The organism is Dehalogenimonas sp. NIT-SK1, assembly GCF_055384165.1.
Map to the genome: position 1 here is coordinate 1,157,660 of NZ_AP042352.1, position 21,465 is coordinate 1,179,124.

The 21,465-nt window shown below is 44.2% G+C and carries 17 protein-coding genes; 11 read left to right on the forward strand and 6 right to left on the reverse strand.

The genetic code is table 11. The annotated features are described in order from the left end of the window. Positions 1 to 98: 98 nt before the first annotated feature. Positions 99 to 2,309: an ATP-dependent helicase gene (locus ACZ48S_RS06035; protein WP_464211728.1), complete on the reverse strand. Its 2,211-nt coding sequence runs from the start codon at positions 2,307 to 2,309 to the stop codon at positions 99 to 101. Positions 2,310 to 2,537: 228 nt separating this feature from the next. Between ACZ48S_RS06035 and ACZ48S_RS06040 the strand changes: the two genes are divergently transcribed. The 5 genes from ACZ48S_RS06040 to ACZ48S_RS06060 all read left to right on the forward strand — a co-directional run bounded on the left by ACZ48S_RS06040 (position 2,538) and on the right by ACZ48S_RS06060 (position 7,555). Then, on the forward strand, positions 2,538 to 3,953 hold the full coding sequence (locus ACZ48S_RS06040; RefSeq protein WP_464211729.1) for a B12-binding domain-containing radical SAM protein: 1,416 nt from the start codon (positions 2,538 to 2,540) through the stop codon (positions 3,951 to 3,953). A gap of 86 nt (positions 3,954 to 4,039) precedes the next feature. Then, complete coding sequence (locus ACZ48S_RS06045; protein ID WP_464211730.1) at positions 4,040 to 4,831, forward strand: B12-binding domain-containing radical SAM protein; 792 nt, start codon at positions 4,040 to 4,042, stop codon at positions 4,829 to 4,831. Beyond that, positions 4,828 to 5,448: a B12-binding domain-containing radical SAM protein gene (locus tag ACZ48S_RS06050; RefSeq protein WP_464211731.1), complete on the forward strand. Its 621-nt coding sequence runs from the start codon at positions 4,828 to 4,830 to the stop codon at positions 5,446 to 5,448. Before ACZ48S_RS06045 ends, ACZ48S_RS06050 begins: the two co-directional genes overlap by 4 nt. Positions 5,449 to 5,462: 14 nt before the next feature. Continuing rightward, positions 5,463 to 6,248 carry an adenosylcobinamide amidohydrolase gene (locus ACZ48S_RS06055; RefSeq protein WP_464211732.1) on the forward strand — a complete coding sequence of 262 codons (786 nt, stop codon included), beginning with the start codon at positions 5,463 to 5,465 and terminating at the stop codon, positions 6,246 to 6,248. Between the two features lie 239 nt (positions 6,249 to 6,487). Next, positions 6,488 to 7,555 (forward strand): type IV pilus twitching motility protein PilT, encoded by a 1,068-nt coding sequence (locus tag ACZ48S_RS06060; protein ID WP_464211733.1) that lies wholly within the window; start codon positions 6,488 to 6,490, stop codon positions 7,553 to 7,555. A gap of 30 nt (positions 7,556 to 7,585) precedes the next feature. On the opposite strand, the gene ACZ48S_RS06065 is transcribed toward ACZ48S_RS06060, so the two are convergent. From ACZ48S_RS06065 to ACZ48S_RS06085, 5 genes are all read right to left on the reverse strand, one after another. Beyond that, positions 7,586 to 8,374, reverse strand: coding sequence for an ABC transporter permease (locus ACZ48S_RS06065; protein ID WP_464211734.1), 789 nt, complete (start codon positions 8,372 to 8,374; stop codon positions 7,586 to 7,588). Continuing rightward, on the reverse strand, positions 8,371 to 9,474 hold the full coding sequence (locus ACZ48S_RS06070; RefSeq protein ID WP_464211735.1) for an ABC transporter ATP-binding protein: 1,104 nt from the start codon (positions 9,472 to 9,474) through the stop codon (positions 8,371 to 8,373). Before ACZ48S_RS06070 ends, ACZ48S_RS06065 begins: the two co-directional genes overlap by 4 nt. After that, complete coding sequence (locus ACZ48S_RS06075; RefSeq protein ID WP_464211736.1) at positions 9,471 to 10,664, reverse strand: ABC transporter permease; 1,194 nt, start codon at positions 10,662 to 10,664, stop codon at positions 9,471 to 9,473. The genes ACZ48S_RS06070 and ACZ48S_RS06075 overlap by 4 nt, the downstream gene beginning before the upstream one ends. An 18-nt stretch (positions 10,665 to 10,682) precedes the next feature. Beyond that, entirely contained in the window at positions 10,683 to 11,633 is a 951-nt protein-coding gene (osmF, locus tag ACZ48S_RS06080; RefSeq protein ID WP_464211737.1) for a glycine betaine ABC transporter substrate-binding protein OsmF, read from the reverse strand. A 130-nt stretch (positions 11,634 to 11,763) separates the two neighbouring features. Beyond that, on the reverse strand, positions 11,764 to 13,158 hold the full coding sequence (locus ACZ48S_RS06085) for a reductive dehalogenase (RefSeq protein WP_464211738.1): 1,395 nt from the start codon (positions 13,156 to 13,158) through the stop codon (positions 11,764 to 11,766). Between the two features lie 318 nt (positions 13,159 to 13,476). Between ACZ48S_RS06085 and pyrR the strand changes: the two genes are divergently transcribed. The 6 genes from pyrR to ACZ48S_RS06115 are packed head-to-tail and all read left to right on the forward strand — an operon-like array spanning position 13,477 to position 21,410. Next, positions 13,477 to 14,016 (forward strand): bifunctional pyr operon transcriptional regulator/uracil phosphoribosyltransferase PyrR, encoded by a 540-nt coding sequence (pyrR, locus tag ACZ48S_RS06090; RefSeq protein ID WP_464211739.1) that lies wholly within the window; start codon positions 13,477 to 13,479, stop codon positions 14,014 to 14,016. A 1-nt stretch (position 14,017) separates the two neighbouring features. Continuing rightward, on the forward strand, positions 14,018 to 15,001 hold the full coding sequence (locus tag ACZ48S_RS06095) for an aspartate carbamoyltransferase catalytic subunit (protein ID WP_464211740.1): 984 nt from the start codon (positions 14,018 to 14,020) through the stop codon (positions 14,999 to 15,001). Continuing rightward, positions 14,998 to 16,314 carry a dihydroorotase gene (locus tag ACZ48S_RS06100; protein ID WP_464211741.1) on the forward strand — a complete coding sequence of 439 codons (1,317 nt, stop codon included), beginning with the start codon at positions 14,998 to 15,000 and terminating at the stop codon, positions 16,312 to 16,314. Before ACZ48S_RS06095 ends, ACZ48S_RS06100 begins: the two co-directional genes overlap by 4 nt. Then, complete coding sequence (carA, locus tag ACZ48S_RS06105; RefSeq protein ID WP_464211742.1) at positions 16,308 to 17,408, forward strand: glutamine-hydrolyzing carbamoyl-phosphate synthase small subunit; 1,101 nt, start codon at positions 16,308 to 16,310, stop codon at positions 17,406 to 17,408. The genes ACZ48S_RS06100 and carA overlap by 7 nt, the downstream gene beginning before the upstream one ends. Beyond that, the gene (gene carB, locus ACZ48S_RS06110) at positions 17,405 to 20,629 is read left to right on the forward strand and encodes a carbamoyl-phosphate synthase large subunit (protein WP_464211743.1); all 3,225 of its coding nucleotides are present in this window, start codon (positions 17,405 to 17,407) and stop codon (positions 20,627 to 20,629) included. The genes carA and carB overlap by 4 nt, the downstream gene beginning before the upstream one ends. Further along, entirely contained in the window at positions 20,622 to 21,410 is a 789-nt protein-coding gene (locus ACZ48S_RS06115) for a dihydroorotate dehydrogenase electron transfer subunit (RefSeq protein WP_464211744.1), read from the forward strand. Before carB ends, ACZ48S_RS06115 begins: the two co-directional genes overlap by 8 nt. Positions 21,411 to 21,465: the final 55 nt, after the last annotated feature.

Consider the following 21,465-nt stretch of genomic DNA (forward strand, 5'->3'; position numbering starts at 1 on the left):
TCCCGCCTTCTGGAGAATGAGAAGCGCCCCGATCAAATCGGGGCGCTTCTCATTTACACAGGAAAATCCTGTAAAGATTATGTTTTAACTTTCTTTACTTACAATTTTTTCAATCTGGCCATACTGAATAGTAATTTTTTCAAACCAACTGTTTCAAAAGAAACCACAATCTCATGGTCATCCTTTACAGGCATAGTACTGATAACCACTCCATCATTGAACACGGGATGGCTTACCCGATCCCCGGTTTTAAACCCCGGCTCCTTATAACTATTTGGGGATGGCATAGTTGCTACGGGGCATAGACTATCATCATGTTTATTATAAACCTTATTATTAGATGCAAGACTTGCAGAAAATTCTGCACGGTCTAGAGTACTGACCGTTAAATGCTTAGGGATTGATTCCAGAAAACGAGATGGCTCATTAACCATGCTGGCTCCCATTAAGCTCCGCCTGTAAGCTCGTAATAGATACAATCTTTGCTTCGCGCGGGTAATCCCAACGTAACACAAACGCCGCTCCTCCTCCATCTGGGATAAATCATCCATAGAACGGAAATGAGGCAACACCCGCTCTTCCATACCGACAATAAACACTACCGGAAATTCAAGCCCCTTGGCCTGATGCAGCGTAATCAAGGTTACACCGCCTTCAGTCTCATTAAGGTTATCCAAATCAGAAACCAGACTTACACTTTCTAAGAAATGCAGAAGAGCCTCACCGGGCGGAAGGTTATTGAATTGTTCAGCAACAGCCCGTAACTCCGCTATGTTTTCCAACCGTTCCTGACTATCTTGTTGAGATTTTAAATAGGCTTTATACCCGGTAATTTCAGGCAGTTCATCGAATAACTCAAGCAAAGGCTTACTGCGGTTAATCTCAATCAAGGAATGGATTACATTATAGAAATGATTGAACGCTGCTGACGCCCGGGAATTAAGCGGTGACGTCTGAATGCCTTGACCGAAAACCATCTCTATTGCCTGCCAAAGGGTTAGATCCTGCTGACGCGACCACGCCTGCATTTCTATAATAGAACGCTCACCCAAACCTCGAGGAGGTGTATTGATAATACGCATCAAACTGACTGAGTCAGCTGGATTATGAATTAGTCTTAAATACGCAATAAGATCTTTCACTTCACGGCGTTCATAGAAACGGGTGCCGGCAACTAGTTTGTAAGGAATACCATAACGGATAAAGGTTTCTTCCAGAACACGGCTTTGCGCATTAGTACGATATAAAACTGCCATATCAGACAAGCGGTATCGCTTTGATGCGCTAAGACGTTCGGCCTCTCGAACAACAATCTGGGCTTCTTCCTGCTCATTATAAGCTTCAATAGAGCACAACGGGTCACCAGATTTATTGTCGGTCCACAGTTTAATCGCCTTGCGCTCAAGATTATCAGCGATTATTCCGGAAGCTGCCTCCAGTATTTTTGCGGTAGATCGATAGTTTTGTTCCAAATAATGATTGACACGGTCAGGGAAATCACGCTCGAAATTAAATACATTCCTCAGGTCTGCCGCCCGCCAAGAATATATCGACTGGTCAGGGTCGCCGACCACAGTAATATTGCGATGGTGTGCTGATAATAATTTAACCAATTGATACTGAGCCAGATTAGTATCCTGAAATTCATCCACCATAATGTGGACATATCGCTCCTGGTAACGCTTGAGCACTCCGGGCTGACGCTGAAACAGAAACACCGTTTTCAATAGTAGATCATCGAAGTCAAGTGCATTATTGGCTTTAAGAAGTTTTTCATAATGTTCATACATTCGGCCAACAATTTCATCAAAATAATCGTGTGATTTTTCTCGGAATTTTTCCGGTGTCATTAATTGACTTTTTATATGTGATATTTTAGAACCTATTTTTTTTAGCGGAAATTGCTTGGGATCGATTGAAATCTCCTCAGCTACCCTTTTCAATAGTTTTTCTTGGTCATCCGCATCAAAAATAACAAAATCTTTCCTTACTTTTATGTGCTCGCCATCCCGACGCAGGATGCCCGCACAAATAGCATGGAAAGTTCCCATGGTGACGTCTTTACCCGAACCGGGTACCAGTGTTTCCAGGCGCTCTTTCATTTCCCTGGCAGCCTTATTGGTGAAGGTCACCGCCATGATGTGATGAGGGTTTACCCCCACAACTTTCAGTAAATACGCAATACGATATGTAATAACTCTGGTTTTTCCGGAGCCTGGACCGGCAACAATAAGAACCGGACCGTGTATTGCTTCAACCGCTTTGCGTTGGGCAGAATTCAAATCGTTTAATAGGTCTTTATTTAACATCATTATTTTTTTGACTCTAATCTTTTGTAGTAGTATCCGACACATCTTAGTTGTTCTTCATAATTTGCGTCAACAAGCGGATATACTGGATAATATGAGAGTGGAATTATTAATTATTTTCGTTATACTGTTTATCGTATTCATGGTGATGTGGATAATTTCTGGAGTATATCGCCACCTGCAATGAAGAGTTTTGTATGCATCTTTTTCCAATTTAGGAGCTAATATTTGAGAGTACTGTTAGTCAATCCCGCTCGCAAAAATTTTGATGCCTTCGGCCGCCACAGTGTTTTTCCTAATAGCTTGTTATATATTGCTGCGGTATTGGAAAAAGGTGGGCACGAAGTAAAAATTTATGATAATCAAGTTGACCTTCGTGACCCTGTCGATTTTACCGATTTTAACCCACAGCTTATCGGTTTTTCGGTTCTTTCGGGGCCTAATATTACCGAGGCTATTCAACAAGCAACAGAATTCAAGTCACTATTTCCAGACGTAAAAATTATCTGGGGAAATGTCCATCCGAGTGTTCTTCCAGAGCAAACTATCACCGAAGAATACATCGATTACATATGTATCGGCGTCGGTGAATATTTAATGTTGGACTTAGCAAACCATCTTGAAATTGATACTCCCAATATAAATGATATCAAAGGCCTGGTTTGGAAAAATGGTAGTCAGATAGTTTTCAATGAAGCCGGTGAATTCATTAAAAACCTTGATGAATTGCCTGACCCTGCATGGCATTTGATAGATGTACTCAGTTATTGGGAAAAATCACTTAACACTTCTCGAGGTTGCCCATCTAAATGTACTTTTTGCTATTCACCTCTCTTTTATAAAGGTTATTCCGGTGACCTATCAGCCGAACGAATTGTCAATCAGGTCGAATATCTAAATAAGAAGTATGGCATAACGTTTGTCCGTTTTTTTGAAGATACTTTTACCTGCAACCGCAATCGATTGCGTAAATTTTGCGAATTGATGATAGAACGAAAATTGCCAGTTCAATGGGATTGTGATTCCAGGATTGGATTGGCCGATGAAGATATAGCTCTCATGTCACGGGCTGGGTGTCTATCAGTTGGGTTAGGAATAGAAAGTGGTTCCCCAAGAATAATAAAGTTTATTAAGAAAGGCATTACAGTAAAATCGGTTGAAGATACTATCGAGCGGTTGGCCCGACATAAAATTATGCCACGGCTCTATTTTATTGCCGAAATACCTACTGAAACGATAGATGAGTTCAATGAAACTCAAGACCTTATCAAGAGATTAGACAAACCACCTTATCAATATATGCCTTATATGCCATTTCCGGGAACTGCATTATATGATTTTATACTTAAAGAAGGCTTAATGAAGGAACCAGCCAATTTGGCCGAGTGGGCTAATATACTGACTTTGCGCTCAATCAATCCTTCTTATTTGAAGGTACCACCAAAAATGCTGGATAAGGCACTCGATGATTTGCGACACTTCTACTTTTTACGCCCCTTGCGTTTCGCGATGCGTCATATGCCATTATATTTTACTCGATTGAAACCCACGCCAGGGGCTCTTATAAAAGGAATGAAACGATTCTTTTTGTACTTCAACACACGGCCTCTCCCTGAAGGTCGCATCAGAGGTCAATTAAGATAGAGTTTTCGTCAAAATATTGTTAAACATTAAAAGCTGTAATCAATGCTATTTCATTGTATTCATGTTGAAAATAAGGTAAACACTTAATGCGTATTCTCTTAGTAAACCCGGCAAAAAGATTCAAAAGCCTATTCGGTACCCGGTCATTACAACCTACCGTGTTGCCTAATTCACTTCTTTACATTGGGGCGGTTCTCGAGATGGCCGGACATGAAGTGCGCATCTGGGACCAACAAATAGATGCTAAAACAGCTACGGATTATTACCACTATTTTCAACCGCAGCTTGTGGGCTTTTCTGTTTCGGTGGGTAGTATAATATACGAGGCAATAGAGCAATCTAAAGAATTTAAACGTCTTGATCCAAAACTTAGCATTGTTTGGGGTAATGTTCATCCGAGCATGTTGATTGAGCAGACTCTTGCTGAGCAATATGTGGATTTTGTTATTGCCGGCCCAGGCGAGTATACCCTATTGGAACTTGTGGATCATCTTGAGAATAACCACCCCGTCAATCTTGATGATATTAAAGGATTAGCATTCAAAAAAGATGGGCAAATTGTCATTAATCCAGATAGGCCGTTCATAAAAAATCTTGATGAACTCCCAGACCCCGCTTGGCACCTGGTTCCGATGGATGATTACTGGGAAAAATCATTGAACACATCACGTGGTTGCCCATCGCAATGTATTTTTTGCTACAATCCTCCCTTCCATAAAGGACAATTAGGCGAGTTTTCCGCGGAACGCATAGTTAATCAGATGGAAACTCTTAAAAATAAATATGGGGTCACTTTATTCCGCTTTTTTGAAGATGATTTTTGCCACAATAGACCGAGGCTACACAAGTTCTGTAAATTAGTAATCGAAAAAAAATGAAAATCCGCTGGGATTGTGACGCCCGCGCCGGCTTAACTGAGGAAGATATTAGCCTGATGAAAAAAAGCGGTTGCGCTTCAGTTGGGTTCGGAGTAGAAAGCGGGTCACCGAGATTATTACAATTTATCCGGAAAACAGCTAAACTTGAGGACATCAAAGAAACATTCAAGCTGTTGGTCAAATATAAGATACTGCCTAAACTTTATCTTATTTCAGAGTTGCCCACCGAAACAATAGATGATTTTGAGGCCACAAAAAGATTGATTAAAGAGTTGGGCAATCCACCATACCAGTATGTAAGTTATATACCATATCCAGGCACAGAATTGTATCGTTATTGTGTAGCTAACGGGCTTAAACCACCAAAAACAACAGCACAATGGGCAGCGTTTATTTCTCAGCCAGACTGCGGAATACAATGGAGTGAAGTGCCTAAAGAAATGACTGCTAGATTTAAGGATAACTTGGTGAAATATTACTTCTGGCGGCGCAACAGCTTTGCTCTGAAGCATGGAATGTTCGCTTTTTATTTACCGGTCAATAAAAGTCCACGAGAATTGTTACGGGTTATCCGATTCTGGTGGCGCTATTATATAACCAGGCCTCTTCACGGATAATAATAATGAGATCAATGTCTAAAATAATTTCACGTGAACGTTTAGGGGAATTTCACGACATCAATGCTGAGATCGTGAATCATGCTGTCTGGCGATGTCCTGCAAACACACTTGTTTTACATCTACCTGCACCGACAAACGTCCTCTGTGCCTATCAGGGATACCGTAAGGTAACAGCTGTTCTTAATTGTTATCATCCTAAAGAATCGTGGCAAGACGTAGATAACACCACACGATCTTATGAAAGTTATACTAATTCAGTTCACCGTGAAATGTTGCGTCAGATTGTTCCTGGTGAGCGAGCAGCTCTTCTATACACTGGAGTAGACATGCACAAGCATGTAATGGTGGAGGAAAATTACGAAGAACAATGGGCACAAGCATGGGTAACAGCTGGAGTTAAAACAAACGCCATTAGGGTAGGAAAAGATAAATCATTCGGTATTGAACGGGGGCGGTTATATAAACCGTTTGACAATGGAAATCCCGAACAAATAGGCACCATAAACATAATTGTTTTGACTTCAGCAGGTTTAAGTCAGGCTGCAATGGCTTCAAGCTTCATAACCATTACTGAAGCTAAAACAGCAGCTCTGCAGGATTTGGATATTAGAAGTTCTTATAATCCTCATTGGCAGGCTACAGGAACAAGTACTGACCAGATATGCATAGTCCCTGGTCCAGGCGATCGATGTTTCTACGTTTCCGGACAAGTCAAACTGGGCGAACTCATAGCTAAAGCAGTAACAAGAGGTGTTATAGAAGCTATCAATAAAGTTAGGGCAGATAGTCAGCCCTAAGTGTTTTCATTCCTAATCTGCTTTAAATATTTTTCGTATAAATTATAAGTTTTCAACTATCAATGCGCTATACAGATTCCACATACAATCTTTCTTTATAAACAATCTTTGATTTATTCTGGTTTCTAAATATTGGCGCAAGTCAGTAAATTAAATAGTACTAATGATATTGTTCAACTATACTTAGGTACTATTGACGGCAACTTAACAGACTGCTACCTTTAATCAGGAGGAAAGCCATGACGGTTCCCCTGGAAAAACTGCTTGAGTTTATTGTCGCTAGAAATGCTACCGACTTGCATCTGACCGTGCCCAGCGTGCCGATACTGCGCATAGACGGCGAGTTGATCCCATTGCCAGAAGTCCCACCTCTCACACCGCAGGAACTCGAAAATATCTTTGACCGCATAACCACCGAAGAACAAAAGGCGGTTTTCCAAACCCGTCGTGAAATGGATTTCACTTACAGTCTGAGCGGAATTGCCCGTTTTCGTATCAGTGCCATCAGGCAACGCGGCTCTATAAGTTTGGCTGTCAGACCGATACCATTTAAAATCCCATCAATTGATGAATTTGAACTACCACAGATATGCAAATCACTTATTACTAAACCAAGAGGCTTGATTCTGATTACCGGAGCAGCCGGAACCGGAAAATCAACAACTCTGGCGGCAATGATCAATCATCTGAATGAAACAGTAAAAAGAAACATTGTTACCGTTGAAGACCCGATCGAATTTCTATTCCCTAACAAACAATGCTTGATCCGTCAACGTGACCTCGGGGATGACACCCGGACATTTGCTAATGCGTTGGTCCATAATTTGCGACATGACCCGGACGTCCTGGTGATCGGAGAAATGCGTGACCTGGATACAATGAGTACCGCTATCACCGCTGCGGAGACAGGGCACTTGGTAATAGCCACTTTACATACAGTAGACGCAGCCCAAACAATTGACCGCATAGTCGACGTGTTCCCTCCGGAACAGCAACGGCAAATACGCTATCAGGTGTCCCAGGTACTATTAGCGGTATTATCACAAAAACTATTGCATCGCATCAGCGGTGGACGTATTGCGGCATTTGAAATAATGCTTAATAATCCGGTGATTTCCCGTTTGATCCGTGAAGAAAAAGTATTTGACCTGCAAGCTAACATTGAAGTCAGCACCAAAGAAGGAATGCAGACTATGGATCAGGCTTTAGCCAAACTTATCCGAGATAAAATAATCAGCCGGGATGAAGGAATATTATATAGTTCCGTCCCAGCCAGGCTGCAACAGCTTCTGCAGTCAGACAATTGATTGAAAAAAGACTTTTCAAGCTGAAAATAATTATCCAACCATTTTCTGTTCACTCCCCAATAAGCTATTATCGTTTTCTCGTTCGTCTTTATATTCAAATGACTCCTCTATACCGGATAAAATACGGTCAACTATTATTGCCAGGAAAGCAGCTGGTATCACACCCTGGAGAATATACAAGATATTATCCTGAGCTAATCCCGCAACAACCGGAGCCCCCAAACCACCAGCGCCAATAACTGCCCCAATCATAGCTGTTCCGATATTTATTATCACCGATATCCTGATACCAGCAATTATTACTCTGGCAGCAAGAGGGATTTCTACTTTATAAAGTGCCTGAAACGAGTGCATACCTATTCCGTAGGCCGCATCCAGCGCTGAAACTGGAACTGACTGAATACCGGCTATCGTATTCCTCACAACGGGTAGCATACCGTATAAAAACAACGCGAAGACCGTAGGTTCAAGCCCGAACCCTAAAATAGGCACTGCCAGAGCCAAAACCGCAATAGGAGGAAAAGTCTGCCCAATAGAAACGAGATTATTTACAATTGGTTGAAAACTTAGGCCAGAACGGCGGGTTACCCAGATCCCTAACGGCAAGCCTACTATTATGGTAAAACTGCTGGAAATAACTACTAATCTGAGATGTTCACTCACTAGAGTTAATAGTGAGGAGCGTGTATAAAGTGCTTGATTTTCGTCAGGGAACAGTTGATGCAAAAGACCCACCCACCATTCCGGACTGGCCACAATCAGAATAAATATTAGAATGATCAAGCCAATCGAAAACCATCGCTTTATTCCGTGTTTCATGCATCGCTCTCGTCTGTGGCTTTTTCAATGGCAGACATGCTCAGCTCACCCACAAGCAACCCTTTGTCATTTATAACCGGTAAATTTTTAACTCCCTGGCTTAACATACGTGAAAGTGCTTCCCTGAAGGAAGCGCTTTCCAATAAGGCGAATTCTTCTCTTGTGACTTCTTCAAATACTTCAGTTAATGTTTTATCTTCTTTCAGTTCGAAGCAATCCAGCCATCCCAGCAAAATACCTTCATTATCAGTAACCCAAATCCAACGTCGTTGATCGCATACTGCCCTAATTCTCTCCATAGTTGAATCAATAGATACCGAAAAAGCAGCACTGATAAATGGTCTTATATTTATACGAGAAAGCCGTTTAAGCGCCCGATCTGCTCCTACAAAGTCACGTACAAATTTATCAGCCGGGTGCTTGAGTATAACTTCCGGCGTATCATACTGGATCAGTTTCCCTTCCCGCATTATAGCGACCCGATCAGCCAAACGAATAGCTTCATCCAGGTCATGTGTAACCAGGATTACTGTTTTTTTTAGTTGTTTTTGTATGCTTAAAAACTGCATCTGGAGTCGCTCACGGGTTAAAGGATCCACAGCACCGAATGGTTCATCCATTAGAAGTATTGGTGGGTCAGCGGCTAAAGCCCTGGCAACACCGATACGCTGAGCCTCACCGCCGGATAATTGATGGGGGTATTTGCCTAAATATTCTTCCGGATTGAGTCCGACTAAATTTATTAGTTCAGCTACTCTGTCTTCGATACGTTCTTTCCCCCAGCTCAATAGTTCAGGAACTACCGCTATATTGTCAGCAACTGTCATATGCGGAAAAAGTCCAACGCTCTGAATGGCATAGCCGATAGATCTCCTTAGTTCTTCCGCGCGGCGCTTTCCCGCGTTATGTCCATCTATAAATATTTCACCGGAAGTTGGTTCGATCAAGCGGTTAATCATACGTAGTGTAGTAGTTTTACCGCATCCGGACGGACCTATCAGAACAGCAACCTCTCCACTGTTAACGCATAACGACAATCCATCAACCGCAGGGTTTAAGGCCTGGTGATATTTTTTGGTGATATCTTTGAGTTCAATCACGCGTCACTCCTCTTATTGCCCTGAGGTGAACCAATACTAACCACTAATCGCATCAAACCATCTATGACTATTGCCAAAAATATAATAGGCAAAGTGCCTAAAAGTATCATATCCGGTGCGGCTTGACCTAAACCTTGGAAAATAAACCAACCCAAGCCGCCGGCACCGATCAGAGCGGCTACGGCAGCAAGCCCGATCGCCTGGACGGAAGCAATGCGTATACCTTCCAGCACTAGCGGTGCTGATAATGGTACTTCTATACGACGAAAAATTTGTCGTTGATTCATTCCCATACCGCTGCCGGCATCAATAATACTTTGATCTATCTGGCGTAAACCAACGTATGTGTTGCGTACAATGGGTAACAAAGCGTAAATAAAAAGAGCGATAACTGCAGGCGCGGTACCGATCCCCCTGATACCAAGATCCCTTAAAAAAGGAAACTGGAAAGCTAAAAAAGAAAGTGGGGCAATCATTAAACCAAAAAGAGCCAAACTCGGTATAGTTTGAAAGACACTGGTGAGACCAAAAATGTACCGTCCGGCCTTCCTGCGCCTCGCCGCCCAGATCCCGAGCGTCACCCCTGCTAATCCTGCCGCGGATACGCTGATGCCCGCTAGAAAAAGGTGTTGTATCAATTCCTGGTTAAAGCGTTCCTGGTAACTCGCGTATTCCATCATTACTGATAATTGGTCGAATGCACCGGTGAAAAGCATAACCATAGTTACTATAATTCCTGGCAAGGTTATGGCGAGTTTATACAGGACTCTTTTTTTGATACCTTTATATGCAGCGAAGATGACAAAATAGATTGCTAAAATTGACAGCCAGAAACCACCGCCAAGAGATACTCTGGCAGATGCGGGGGTGTCCTGAAGCAAGCTAGATGCTGATGCTGCCACAATAATAGCTGTCATGAGAAGGATAATATTAGAAATAGTACCTAATAAAATATACGACCAGTTGTGCTGGGAACGGAAGGATAAACCAAGACATACCAGCCAGAGCAGCGCTAAAAAAACGGATGATTCAATCCCGATAGCTTCATATAAGGTGAAATGCTCACCCTGAGATAAGCGGTTTATCTTAAACGTAAACCAACCGTTTAGAAGCGATATTAAGCCAAGCGAAACGCCGGAAATCGCTATGACGTCAGCCTCAGCTACAAGTATCGGTAACCTGGATTTCACAGGCTCTCCCGTTTAACTCTATTCGATAAAACCTTCTGCTTGCAGATACTCCTCGGCGACTACCGCCGCTGAACGCCCGTTTACCACTATCTCACCATTCAATTCCTGTAGTGTGACCAGGTCCAGGGAAGCGAAAACAGGATTCAATACCTGGGCAATTTCCGGATATTCATCCAAAATATCCCCTCTGACAATTGGTGCCGGCTCATAAATTGGTTGAACACCCAGGGTATCTTCAAGGATAACCAGGTTGAAAGCGGCTAAACTGCCGTCTGTACCATAAGCCATAGCGGCATTAACCCCATCGGTGCCTTGAGAAGCAGCTTGTTCTGTCTGAGCGGTATCACCGCTGCCTACAATAACCATCTGCTCTGAATCCAGTTCAAATCCATAGGCTTTCTCAAATGCCGGCATGGCTACTTCACTGTCAAAAAACTCAGCTGAACCGGCAAGTTTAAAATTCCCGCCGCCATTAATATAAGCAGAAAGATCTTCCATGGTTTTTAATCCGGCTGTATCAGCCAATTCTTGAATCACAGCAATAGCCCAGGTGTTGTTAGCCGGAGCCGGTGTCAGCCATTCAATATTGTTGGCTGCCTTATCCAGTTCCTTAACCCGCAGGTATCCTTGTTGAGCATCATTCCATACCGATGAATCGGTTTCATCAAAGAAAAAAGCCCCGTTTCCCGTATATTCCGGATAGATGTCAATTTCACCGGAATTGATTGCGTTTCTTACAATGGGCGTAGTCCCTGTGCTAGTTTTATCATTTACCTGAAATCCCGCGTCTCTCAACAGTAGAATAATCATTTGGCCTAATAAAGGCCCTTCAGTGTCAGCTTTGGAACCCACGGTAACCGGGCCTTTTAAATCCTGGGTGCTTTCATCCTCTTGGTTATCGCATCCAACCGCAATAGCCGAGATAATAATCAGTAGACTAGCTATAGAAAACATCAATTTATGCCTCATAGCACCTCCGAGTTTTTTCATTTATGCACAAGTAACCCCTTTTAATGTATGGTTATTTATTTTGTATGTCAACAAAAAAGAGCCGCTGTCATAAGACAGCGGCTCTTTTACCGTCCAGGCGGTAATTGTTTTACCAGCCTTTTGTCCCGAAACCTAGCAGTGAGTCTTCTTTCCAAGTACTCATGTCCCGATACCACCACTGCTCATGTTCTTCAGCACTGCGCTGCTGCCCATAACCCATCACTTCATCCATATTAGCAAAAAATCCATTGAACAGAGAGGTTGTACCGGCTGTGGCCCTGACCACCGGATGAATAACTGCGTCTTCAGGATGGTTCATCGGGCATATAGCCTGACAGTTGATACAATCAAAAGGCCCGCCGTATTCGCTGCAGGTACCCCAGTTCATCGGCCAGTGTTTGATACCTTCGTTGTTGCCTGGGTGCACGGTTTCCCAAGTTTGTTCTTCTTCAAGTGAAAGGGATTTAGATGGACAATTCTCGGCACATCTTTTGCACTTGGCACAGAAAGGTATTAGCCCAGCATCAATTGGACGAGTAGGTGCCAACGGCATATCGGTGACAGCAAAATCAACGTAGCGTATCATGTTTCCATAATCTGGAGAGCAAGCGTGACTAGCCCTTCCCTGTTCCACCAATCCGGCAAACACACCAAAGGCAACATTCTGGCTGGCAGCTGGCTTTAGGGCATAATAACCTAGACCCTTAATAAACTTGGTTATCTGGTTCCTCACTTGAGGCCCATGTGAATATGCCTGGTTTTCACCGGCCTTACCCTGCCGGAAAACGGTATTATACCAGGGGTCATCAGGATCATTGCGAAGAGATAGCTGGCTCATGTAGTAGTTCTGCTTGACAATCCAAACCAAAATATAACGGCATTTGTTGGGAATGTGGTAAATGTTGCCGTCATATAGAGGTTCATCAATATCTTCCCAAACAACGTTGGTGTTAAAAAGGCGTTTCATGTGTTCGTTTATTTCAATGGCACCCACCTTGGGAGCTCCATAAAAATGGGCGGCGGCACGACATGTCTGCAAATTATCTTCCGGTGTAACATCCCAAGGGCCGGTTGCCCCTCTGGACTCAGGTGTATCCGCGTTGTTTGAATCCCAGGGTATTGAAGGCGCATTGCCTCCGGTAGCCCCGTCAAGAGCCAGGTCCCGAAGAGTGCTGCCAGGCCAATTGTTTAAAATACCCTGCTTGTGGCGCTCAGCCCGGGCTTCTCTTTTAGCTGGACTCAAAGGCCCATCAAAAAAACTCGGCATAGGATGAGCGCTGGGGTCATAGGACCTCCAGACATTCCAATCCACCGGCGAGGTTATGTCTTCAAATTCCCTTTCTTTAACCCACCAACGATGCTGATTGGCAGGAACAGATGAAGCCAGATCATCCATATCCTTGAAACCTGGAGTTAACAAAGACGCAGCTCCAATCCCCGCGCCAGTCAAACCAAGACCTCTCATGAAATCTCGCCTACTCATTGTTGTATGAAACTTTGACATTTTGTAATTCTCCTTAAATACTTAATACAGACTTATATATTCTGTTTTTTTATGGATATATTTTTTTTTATTCCTCCTATATCTTATAATTTTTCTTTTTAATTATTTATAGTTCTTTATATGTTAACTTATGTTATGGCTTTTGTCAACCTTAGGTCTTCTATATTTTAGTTGATATATTCGTTAAATTTATGTATAATCACCTCAATTAAATATATCCCTACCTTTAACAAACAGTCCTGTGAGGCTGGCAAGGGAGATTGGGAATGGTTAGTATCAATTCACCTCTTGCCGGCAAAAGTTGGCGAGAGGTTTTTAATGCCTGAAAAAGTTGTACTGAATCATGAAGACATGCGCCGTACCCTGTCCCGCATGGCCCATGAAATAACTGAGCGCAACAAGAACACTACCGCGTTGGTTCTAGTCGGGATGCAGACCCGCGGAGTACCATTGGCAAATCGACTAGCCGCCATGATTAGTGAATTCGAAGGCGTGCAAGTACCTGTTGGTGCCTTGGACTTCAGTCTCTATCGAGATGACCTTAACCGGCGAGATTTTAATCCCCAGGTAAAATCCACCAGTATTCCAACAAGTATTGACGGAAAAGCTGTTATCCTTGTAGATGATGTGCTGTACACCGGACGGTCTACCCGGGCTGCTATGGATGCGCTTATTGATATCGGACGGCCACGAGTTATCCAACTGGCAGTTTTTATCGATCGCGGGCATCGTGAATTGCCTGTTCGAGCTGACTATGTCGGCAAGAACATCCCATCTGCCGTCACTGAGGATATCAAGGTAAACCTTATTGAAACTGACGGAATAGATCAAGTAATAATTGCGACAGGTAGTCAATAAGATGTCGAACGAAACACCAGGATTAGCCAAAGCAGCGAATTGGAATCGCCGTCATCTGCTTGATGTCAATGATTTTTCACCTGATGATTTTGAGTTGGTATTTCAGACAACGGACGCTATGATGGAAATACTGACCCGGCCTATAAAAAAAGTGCCGGCACTCCGCGGCACCACTGTGGTTACCATGTTTTACGAAAACAGCACGCGTACCCGGGCTTCGTTTGAAATCGCGGCCAAGAACCTTTCTGCTGAAGTTTTAAATATAACTGCCTCTGCTTCAAGTATCGCTAAGGGTGAAAGCCTGGTTGATACACTTAAAACACTGGAAGCGCTTGGTGGGCATATAATAGTTATGCGGCATCAGTTATCCGGAGCCCCCTACTTGGCCGCGAAAAACAGCATGGCCAGTATCGTCAATGCCGGGGATGGCTGGCACGCTCATCCCACTCAGGCTCTCCTGGATCTCTATACCATAAAAAAACATAAAAAAAGCTTAAAAGGCCTTAAAGCCTCCATCGTGGGCGACATCCGGCACAGCCGGGTAGCTCACTCGAATATCTGGGCCATGACCAAAATGGGGATAGAGGTAACCCTGTGCGCTCCGCCGACGCTTTTGCCGTATAGTCTCGCAAACGATAATAATAATCAATATTTCCCAAAAATCACTGTGGAATCAAATATTGTCAAAGCCGTTTCAGACTCTGACGTTGTAATGGTACTCAGACTACAAAAGGAACGTCAGCAAAGCGGGTTGCTCCCTTCTATTCATGAATATTCTCAAAGATATCAGGTCACAAGCGAAATTCTCAAATCGGCATCCCCTGATGTGCTGCTGATGCATCCCGGTCCGGTAAATGTGAATCTTGAACTGGCTGCCGACGCAGCTTACGGAAATAACTCGGTAATCAATGAACAGGTCAGTAATGGTGTAGCAGTTCGCATGGCCATACTCTATCTCATGTCCGGCAAGCAGGGAGAACTATGAAGCGAATACTAATTAAAAACGGGCTTGTTATTGATCCTTCACAGCACGTCAACTGTAAATTGGATTTAGCCATGGGCGACGGCAAAATTACCTGGATAGGTAACGGCAACCCACCTGAAAAGGATACTTATCATGTAATCGACGCCGCAGGAAAAATTGTTACACCAGGCTTCATTGATTTGCACTGTCATTTACGGCAACCTGGTTTTGAACAAAAAGAAACTATAGCCACCGGAAGCAAGGCAGCGGTATGTGGCGGTTTTACCACTATCTGTGCCATGCCCAACACTAACCCTCCGATTGATAATGCGGCTTATGTGAATTATGTCAAACAAATCGCTTCAAATGAGTCGTTTGCCGATATATTGCCCATCGGATGCATCAGCAAAAACCGCCAAGGTGAAAGCCTGGCCGAGTTGGGTGAAATGGCGGAAGCCGGTGTCATCGGCTTCTCTGATGATGGTTCAAGCACTCCATCCGCTTGCTTGCTTAAACAAGCCATGGAGTATTCGCTTGCTCTTGATTTGCCCATTATAGAACACTGTGAAGATGCAAATTTAACCCAGTTAGGTCAGGTTAATGAGGGTATCATCGCAACCCGCCTTGGGTTAGCCGGCATCCCTAACGCGGCTGAAGATATAATCGTTGCCCGTGACCTTTCTCTGGCAGATTTGACCGGGGCAAGGCTTCATCTTTGTCATATCAGTACTAAAGGCGCGGTAGACCTGATTCGGCTGGCTAAAAAAAGCGGAGTTAGGGTAACCGCGGAGGTCACCCCTCATCATCTGACAATGACTGAGGAAAGAGTATTAAATTACAATACCAGCGCCAAGGTTAATCCTCCATTGAGAACCAAAAATGATGTTGAAGCGCTAATCGGGGGATTAATAGACGGCACTATCGATGCTATTGCCACTGATCATGCGCCTCACACTGAGAATGATAAAAATTGTGAATTCGCAATTGCCCCTTTCGGAATTTCCGGTTTTGAAACGGCTTTCGCCAGCTTGATGCAATTAGTACATAAAAATCAGCTTTCACTGTCAATATTAGTTGAAAAACTAACCGCTTCACCGGCCCGTATTATCGGTAACAAACACGGTATTAGCGGAGCCTTGAGAACCGGAGACCCGGCTAATGTTGTCATCATAGACCCGGATGTTGAATGGACGGTAATTCCGGGCAATTTTTATTCTAAAGGGAAAAATACCCCCTTGGCAGGCGAGAAACTCAAAGGCAAGATATGTACCACCATACTTAACGGCAAAATCGTGCATCAAGAGGAAATCAGAGATAAGGAAAATATATGCTGAAACATGCTATTTTAGTACTTGCAGATGGTTCGGTCTATGAAGGAAACAGCTTTGGAGCGACAGAAGACGCCATCGGCGAAGTAGTGTTCGCCACCAGCATGACTGGTTACCAGGAAATGCTGACTGACCCTTCTTTCGCCGGCCAAATCCTAATCCCCACCTACCCACTCATCGGTAATTACGGTGTTAACCATAAGGATTGGGAATCAGAAAGATTGCAGGTACGCGGTTTTGTCGTACGTGAATCGTGTGAGGAACCATCCAATTATCAAAGCGCCGCTACCATTAACGATTATTTAAAACAGGGCAGCATCCCCGGTATCCAGGGACTGGATACCCGTGCTATTACTCGTAAATTGCGAACTTACGGTGTCATGATGGGAATGATCACTTCAGGAAAGACTCCGGGGCAGGCACTTGAAATAATACGAAAGGCACCTAACTATGGCAAGACTGATTTTGTAAAAAAGGTCAGCACTAAAATAATTTATGATTGGGATGCCGAAAACCTAAGGGGATATAATTCTCCCCGCATCGCACTTTTGGATTTGGGGTGTAAATTCAACATCATGCGGATACTCCGAAAGCATGGCTGCCACGTCACCGTCTTCCCCTGTACTGCTTCGGACAAAGAGTTATTATCAATCAAGCCTGACGGCATAATGCTGTCCCCCGGACCGGGGGACCCGGAACTGCTTGATTACGCTGCCGATACCGTAGCCTCCCTCATTAAAAGCGGCAAACCGGTAATGGGTATATGCCTTGGTCACCAATTGGTCGCCAAAGCCTGCGGGGGGCATAATTTTAAGCTCAAGTTCGGTCACCGCGGTGGTAATCACCCGGTTAAAGACCTGTTGAGCGGGCGGGTCCATATCACAGCACAGAATCACGGCTATGCCGTAGATGCACAATCAATCGAAGGCAGCGGCTTGGAGATAACTCATATTAACCTTAATGATGGTACTGTCGAAGGCATGAGGCATAAATCACTGCCTGTTTTTACCATTCAATATCACAGTGAAGCTTCACCCGGACCGTTGGATAATATCTATCTGTTTGATCAATTTATGGGAATGATAGGAGCCGCCGGATGACCAAACCCTCTAAAGTATTGATTATAGGTTCAGGCCCAATAGTTATCGGACAAGCGGCGGAGTTTGATTATGCCGGTACTCAGGCATGCAAAGCTATGCGCGAAGAAGGGGTAACATCCGTACTGGTTAATTCTAACCCGGCTACCATCATGACTGATGAAGAAATAGCCGATGTTGTATATATCGAACCATTAACTTTGGAAGCCGTCAGCCGTATCATCGAACAGGAAAGGCCTGACGGCTTGCTGCCGACACTGGGCGGACAAACCGGTTTGAATCTGGCTATTGAATTGTACGATGCTGGAATTCTTGATAAATATAATGTTCGAGTTCTGGGTACGCCAATCGAGACTATACGCAAAGCTGAAGATCGGGAACTGTTTAAAAGACTGTTGCTTTCGATCAATGAATATGTCGCTCCATCTCGGACAGTAACCACAATGGAGGAAACTAAAGAAGCGGCTGATGAATTGGGGTTGCCCTTGATTATCCGTCCCGCCTATACATTGGGGGGGACCGGAGGCGGCATCGCAAGTACTCAAGCAGAACTTGAAGAAATGACCGCCAATGGCATCGCCTCCTCACCGATCCGACAGATACTCATTGAAAAATCGGTGGCCGGCTGGAAGGAAATCGAGTATGAAGTTATGCGGGATGCCATGGGTAACTGCATTACTGTCTGTAATATGGAAAACTTTGATCCAGTAGGTGTACATACCGGTGATTCCATAGTTATCGCCCCGTCACAAACACTGACCAATAAAGAATACCAAATGCTGCGGACAGCCAGCATCAAAATCATCCGCGCCCTCGGTATAGAGGGCGGGTGCAACATCCAATACGCTTTAGACCCTTTATCCGATACTTATTATGTCATAGAAGTCAATCCCCGGGTCAGTCGAAGTTCAGCTTTGGCTTCAAAAGCTACCGGTTACCCAATAGCCCGGGTAGCGGCAAAGATTGCTGTGGGCAAGACGCTGGATGAAATCCCCAATGCCGTTACCGGTAAAACCGTCGCGTCCTTTGAGCCGGCTCTGGATTATGTTGTGGTTAAAATCCCCAGGTGGCCCTTTGATAAATTCGCTACCGGAGACCGCATTATCAATACCCAGATGAAGGCCACTGGTGAAGTAATGGCCATTGACCGTACATTTGAAGCAGCTCTGCAAAAAGCGATAAGAAGCTTGGAGTTCGGCAAGAAATCGATACTTTGGGAAGATCCGGAATGGTCAATAGATAAAGAGGATATAACCGGATATCCATTAAAACCAACCGACCTACGCCTCTGGGTTATCATGGCCGCGTTACGGCGCGGTATAACACCGCAGCAAATCTTCAACACCACCAAAATAGACCTCTGGTTCCTGAATAAATTGGTTAATATAGTAAATATGGAAAAACGCCTGCTGGCGGAAACACTCAATCCAGAACTCTTGAGAGCAGCCAAACGGCTGGGTTTTGGTGATGATCAAATTGGTACCCTCGCTGACCGTCTGCCGGAACAGGTAAGAGAATTACGCCGGCAATGGAATATCCTGCCCACCTATAAAATGGTAGATACCTGCGCTGCTGAGTTCGACGCCGAAACCCCTTATTTTTATTCCTGCTACGAATCAGAAAATGAAGCAGAACCTGACCAATGCAGCAAAGCTTTAGTTATTGGTTCAGGCCCCATTCGCATCGGTCAGGGCATTGAATTCGATTACTGCTCGGTACATGCGGCTATGTCTCTCTCAAAAGCGGGATACCAATCAATCATGGTCAATTCAAACCCGGAAACTGTATCTACCGATTTTGATACATCAAATCGTCTGTACTTTGAACCCCTGGATACCGAAAGTGTGCGGGATATCCTGGAAAATGAGAATAAGGGCAACGACCAGACGACAGCTTCAATTGTGCAATTCGGCGGGCAAACCGCTATAAATCTGGCTGACCCGCTGACCCAAAGCGGTCACCCAATAATCGGGTCATCTTCCGAAACCATTAATATGGCCGAAGACAGGCGCTGTTTTGAAGCATTCCTTTCCGAGCTTGACATACCACAAGCACCGGGGTCAGCTGTAACATCCCTGGATGAAGGTCTTAAAATAGCCAGTCTAATTGGTTATCCAGTTGTGGTTCGCCCCAGTTATGTGTTGGGCGGCCAAGCGATGGAAATCGTCAACGACGCCACCGAATTTGTACGTTTTATGAAGATGGCTATTGATCTGCAAACGGGTCATCCGGTTCTGATAGATAAATACCTCATCGGCAAAGAAGTTGAAGTGGATGCTATAGCCGACGGAGAAAGAGTGCTGGTGCCTGGCATAATGGAACATATAGAACGAGCTGGAGTACACTCTGGTGATTCTATGGCCGTTTATCCGGGTATCAACTTATCAAGAGAAGAAACTGATGTCATTATTGATTACACTACCCGTATCGGACTAGGCATGAATATAAATGGTTTGATGAATATTCAATTCGTTATCACTAAAGAAGATGGTAAGAGCAAGGTTTACATCCTGGAAGTAAATCCCCGCGGTTCACGTACTGTTCCCTTCCTTTCTAAAGTTACCGGGGTGCCCATGGTAGACGTTGCCGTCAATATCATGTTGGGGAAAAACCTTAAAGAACAAGGTTATGAAGGTGGTTTATGGCCGGAACAACCGTTGGTAGCTGTTAAAGCTCCCGTTTTCTCAATGGCCAAGCTTGTTGGTGTCGATACTTACCTCGGCCCGGAAATGAAATCCACCGGTGAAGTAATGGGCATTGACAAAGAATTTAACGGCGCTTTAATAAAAGCGCTTCAGGCAGCCGGCCTTGACTTACCTCCACAAGGTAATATTCTACTTTCTATCGCGGACCGGGATAAAGCTGAAGCCTTATCCCTTATCAGGGAACTTCACGCTGCTGGTTATAATTTCTACGCCACCGAAGGAACCGCGGCCATGATAGAAACAGCAGGTCTTCCTGTAAAACTAATCTCCAAGAAAATGTCCGAAGGCCACCCTAATATTGTTGACATTATTAGAAATGGTACGGTAAATGGGGTTATCAATACAGCTACCGGAGACCGTACGCCATTAAGGGATGGGTTCCATATCAGACGCGCTGCCGCTGAAAAGCGTATTCCCTGTTATACATCATTGGATACTGCCAGAGTAGCTATTAAATCTTTAACTAATAAAAACAGGCAATTTAGCATAAAACCAATGGTCGAGTACCGCAATGGTTAACAATGACAAGTATCTAGGCCATGCCGAAGTATTAGGGAATACTCCTGTAATGCCCGGTGTTTTTCAGTTAAAGCTGTACTGCCCCGATATTGCTGTTTCGGCACGACCTGGTCAATTTGTTATGTTAAATTGCGGTGATGGGACATTTCTGCGACGTCCGGTGAGTATCGCCGGAGCCGATACAACCGAAGGCGTGATCAAACTACTTATAGCCAACATAGGCAGAGGTACTGATTGGCTTTCGAAGAAAACAGCCAAAGAACAGTTAGAACTTATCGGACCTCTTGGTACCGGGTTCAGTATTGACGGTTCAACCCAGAAGTTACTGCTGATCAGCGGTGGAATGGGGATAGCTCCTTTAAATTTTCTAGCTCATTGGGTGGTAGCTTCGGGGAAACAAGTAACGCTAGTGGCCGGTGCCCGAACCGGAGATCTTTTGTATCCAACATCTCATTTGCCGGAGTTGGATGAATGTATATTGTATACAGAAGACGCATCCGCCGGCACCCGGGGCTGGGTAACCGAATGCCCGGAAAACTATATTGCTCAGGCAGACCAGATATTCGCCTGCGGACCGATTCCGATGTACCGTTCGCTGTTATCAAAAGGGGCCATAAAGCATAAGCCAGTCCAAATATCACTCGAGGTTAGAATGGCTTGCGGCATAGGTTTGTGCAACGGTTGCACTATTATGACTAATAATGGCCCGAAACAAGTATGTCATGATGGCCCCGTATTCGATATGAGCGAAATTTGCTGGGATGAGTTAATCGACTTGTAATTAATAAATTATTACCATTTGATGAAGTCCAACCATTTAAAAACCAGTCATACTA

Coding starts and splice junctions, on each gene's coding strand:
- ACZ48S_RS06100 (WP_464211741.1), top strand. CDS start 14,998: ATGAAGCGAATACTAATTAAAAACGGGCTTGTTATTGATCCTTCACAG.
- ACZ48S_RS06085 (WP_464211738.1), bottom strand. CDS start 13,158: ATGTCAAAGTTTCATACAACAATGAGTAGGCGAGATTTCATGAGAGGT.
- ACZ48S_RS06035 (WP_464211728.1), bottom strand. CDS start 2,309: ATGTTAAATAAAGACCTATTAAACGATTTGAATTCTGCCCAACGCAAA.
- ACZ48S_RS06095 (WP_464211740.1), top strand. CDS start 14,018: ATGTCGAACGAAACACCAGGATTAGCCAAAGCAGCGAATTGGAATCGC.
- ACZ48S_RS06060 (WP_464211733.1), top strand. CDS start 6,488: ATGACGGTTCCCCTGGAAAAACTGCTTGAGTTTATTGTCGCTAGAAAT.
- ACZ48S_RS06055 (WP_464211732.1), top strand. CDS start 5,463: ATGTCTAAAATAATTTCACGTGAACGTTTAGGGGAATTTCACGACATC.
- carB (WP_464211743.1), top strand. CDS start 17,405: ATGACCAAACCCTCTAAAGTATTGATTATAGGTTCAGGCCCAATAGTT.
- ACZ48S_RS06050 (WP_464211731.1), top strand. CDS start 4,828: ATGAAAATCCGCTGGGATTGTGACGCCCGCGCCGGCTTAACTGAGGAA.
- ACZ48S_RS06045 (WP_464211730.1), top strand. CDS start 4,040: ATGCGTATTCTCTTAGTAAACCCGGCAAAAAGATTCAAAAGCCTATTC.
- ACZ48S_RS06115 (WP_464211744.1), top strand. CDS start 20,622: ATGGTTAACAATGACAAGTATCTAGGCCATGCCGAAGTATTAGGGAAT.
- ACZ48S_RS06065 (WP_464211734.1), bottom strand. CDS start 8,374: ATGAAACACGGAATAAAGCGATGGTTTTCGATTGGCTTGATCATTCTA.
- carA (WP_464211742.1), top strand. CDS start 16,308: ATGCTGAAACATGCTATTTTAGTACTTGCAGATGGTTCGGTCTATGAA.
- osmF (WP_464211737.1), bottom strand. CDS start 11,633: ATGAGGCATAAATTGATGTTTTCTATAGCTAGTCTACTGATTATTATC.
- pyrR (WP_464211739.1), top strand. CDS start 13,477: ATGCCTGAAAAAGTTGTACTGAATCATGAAGACATGCGCCGTACCCTG.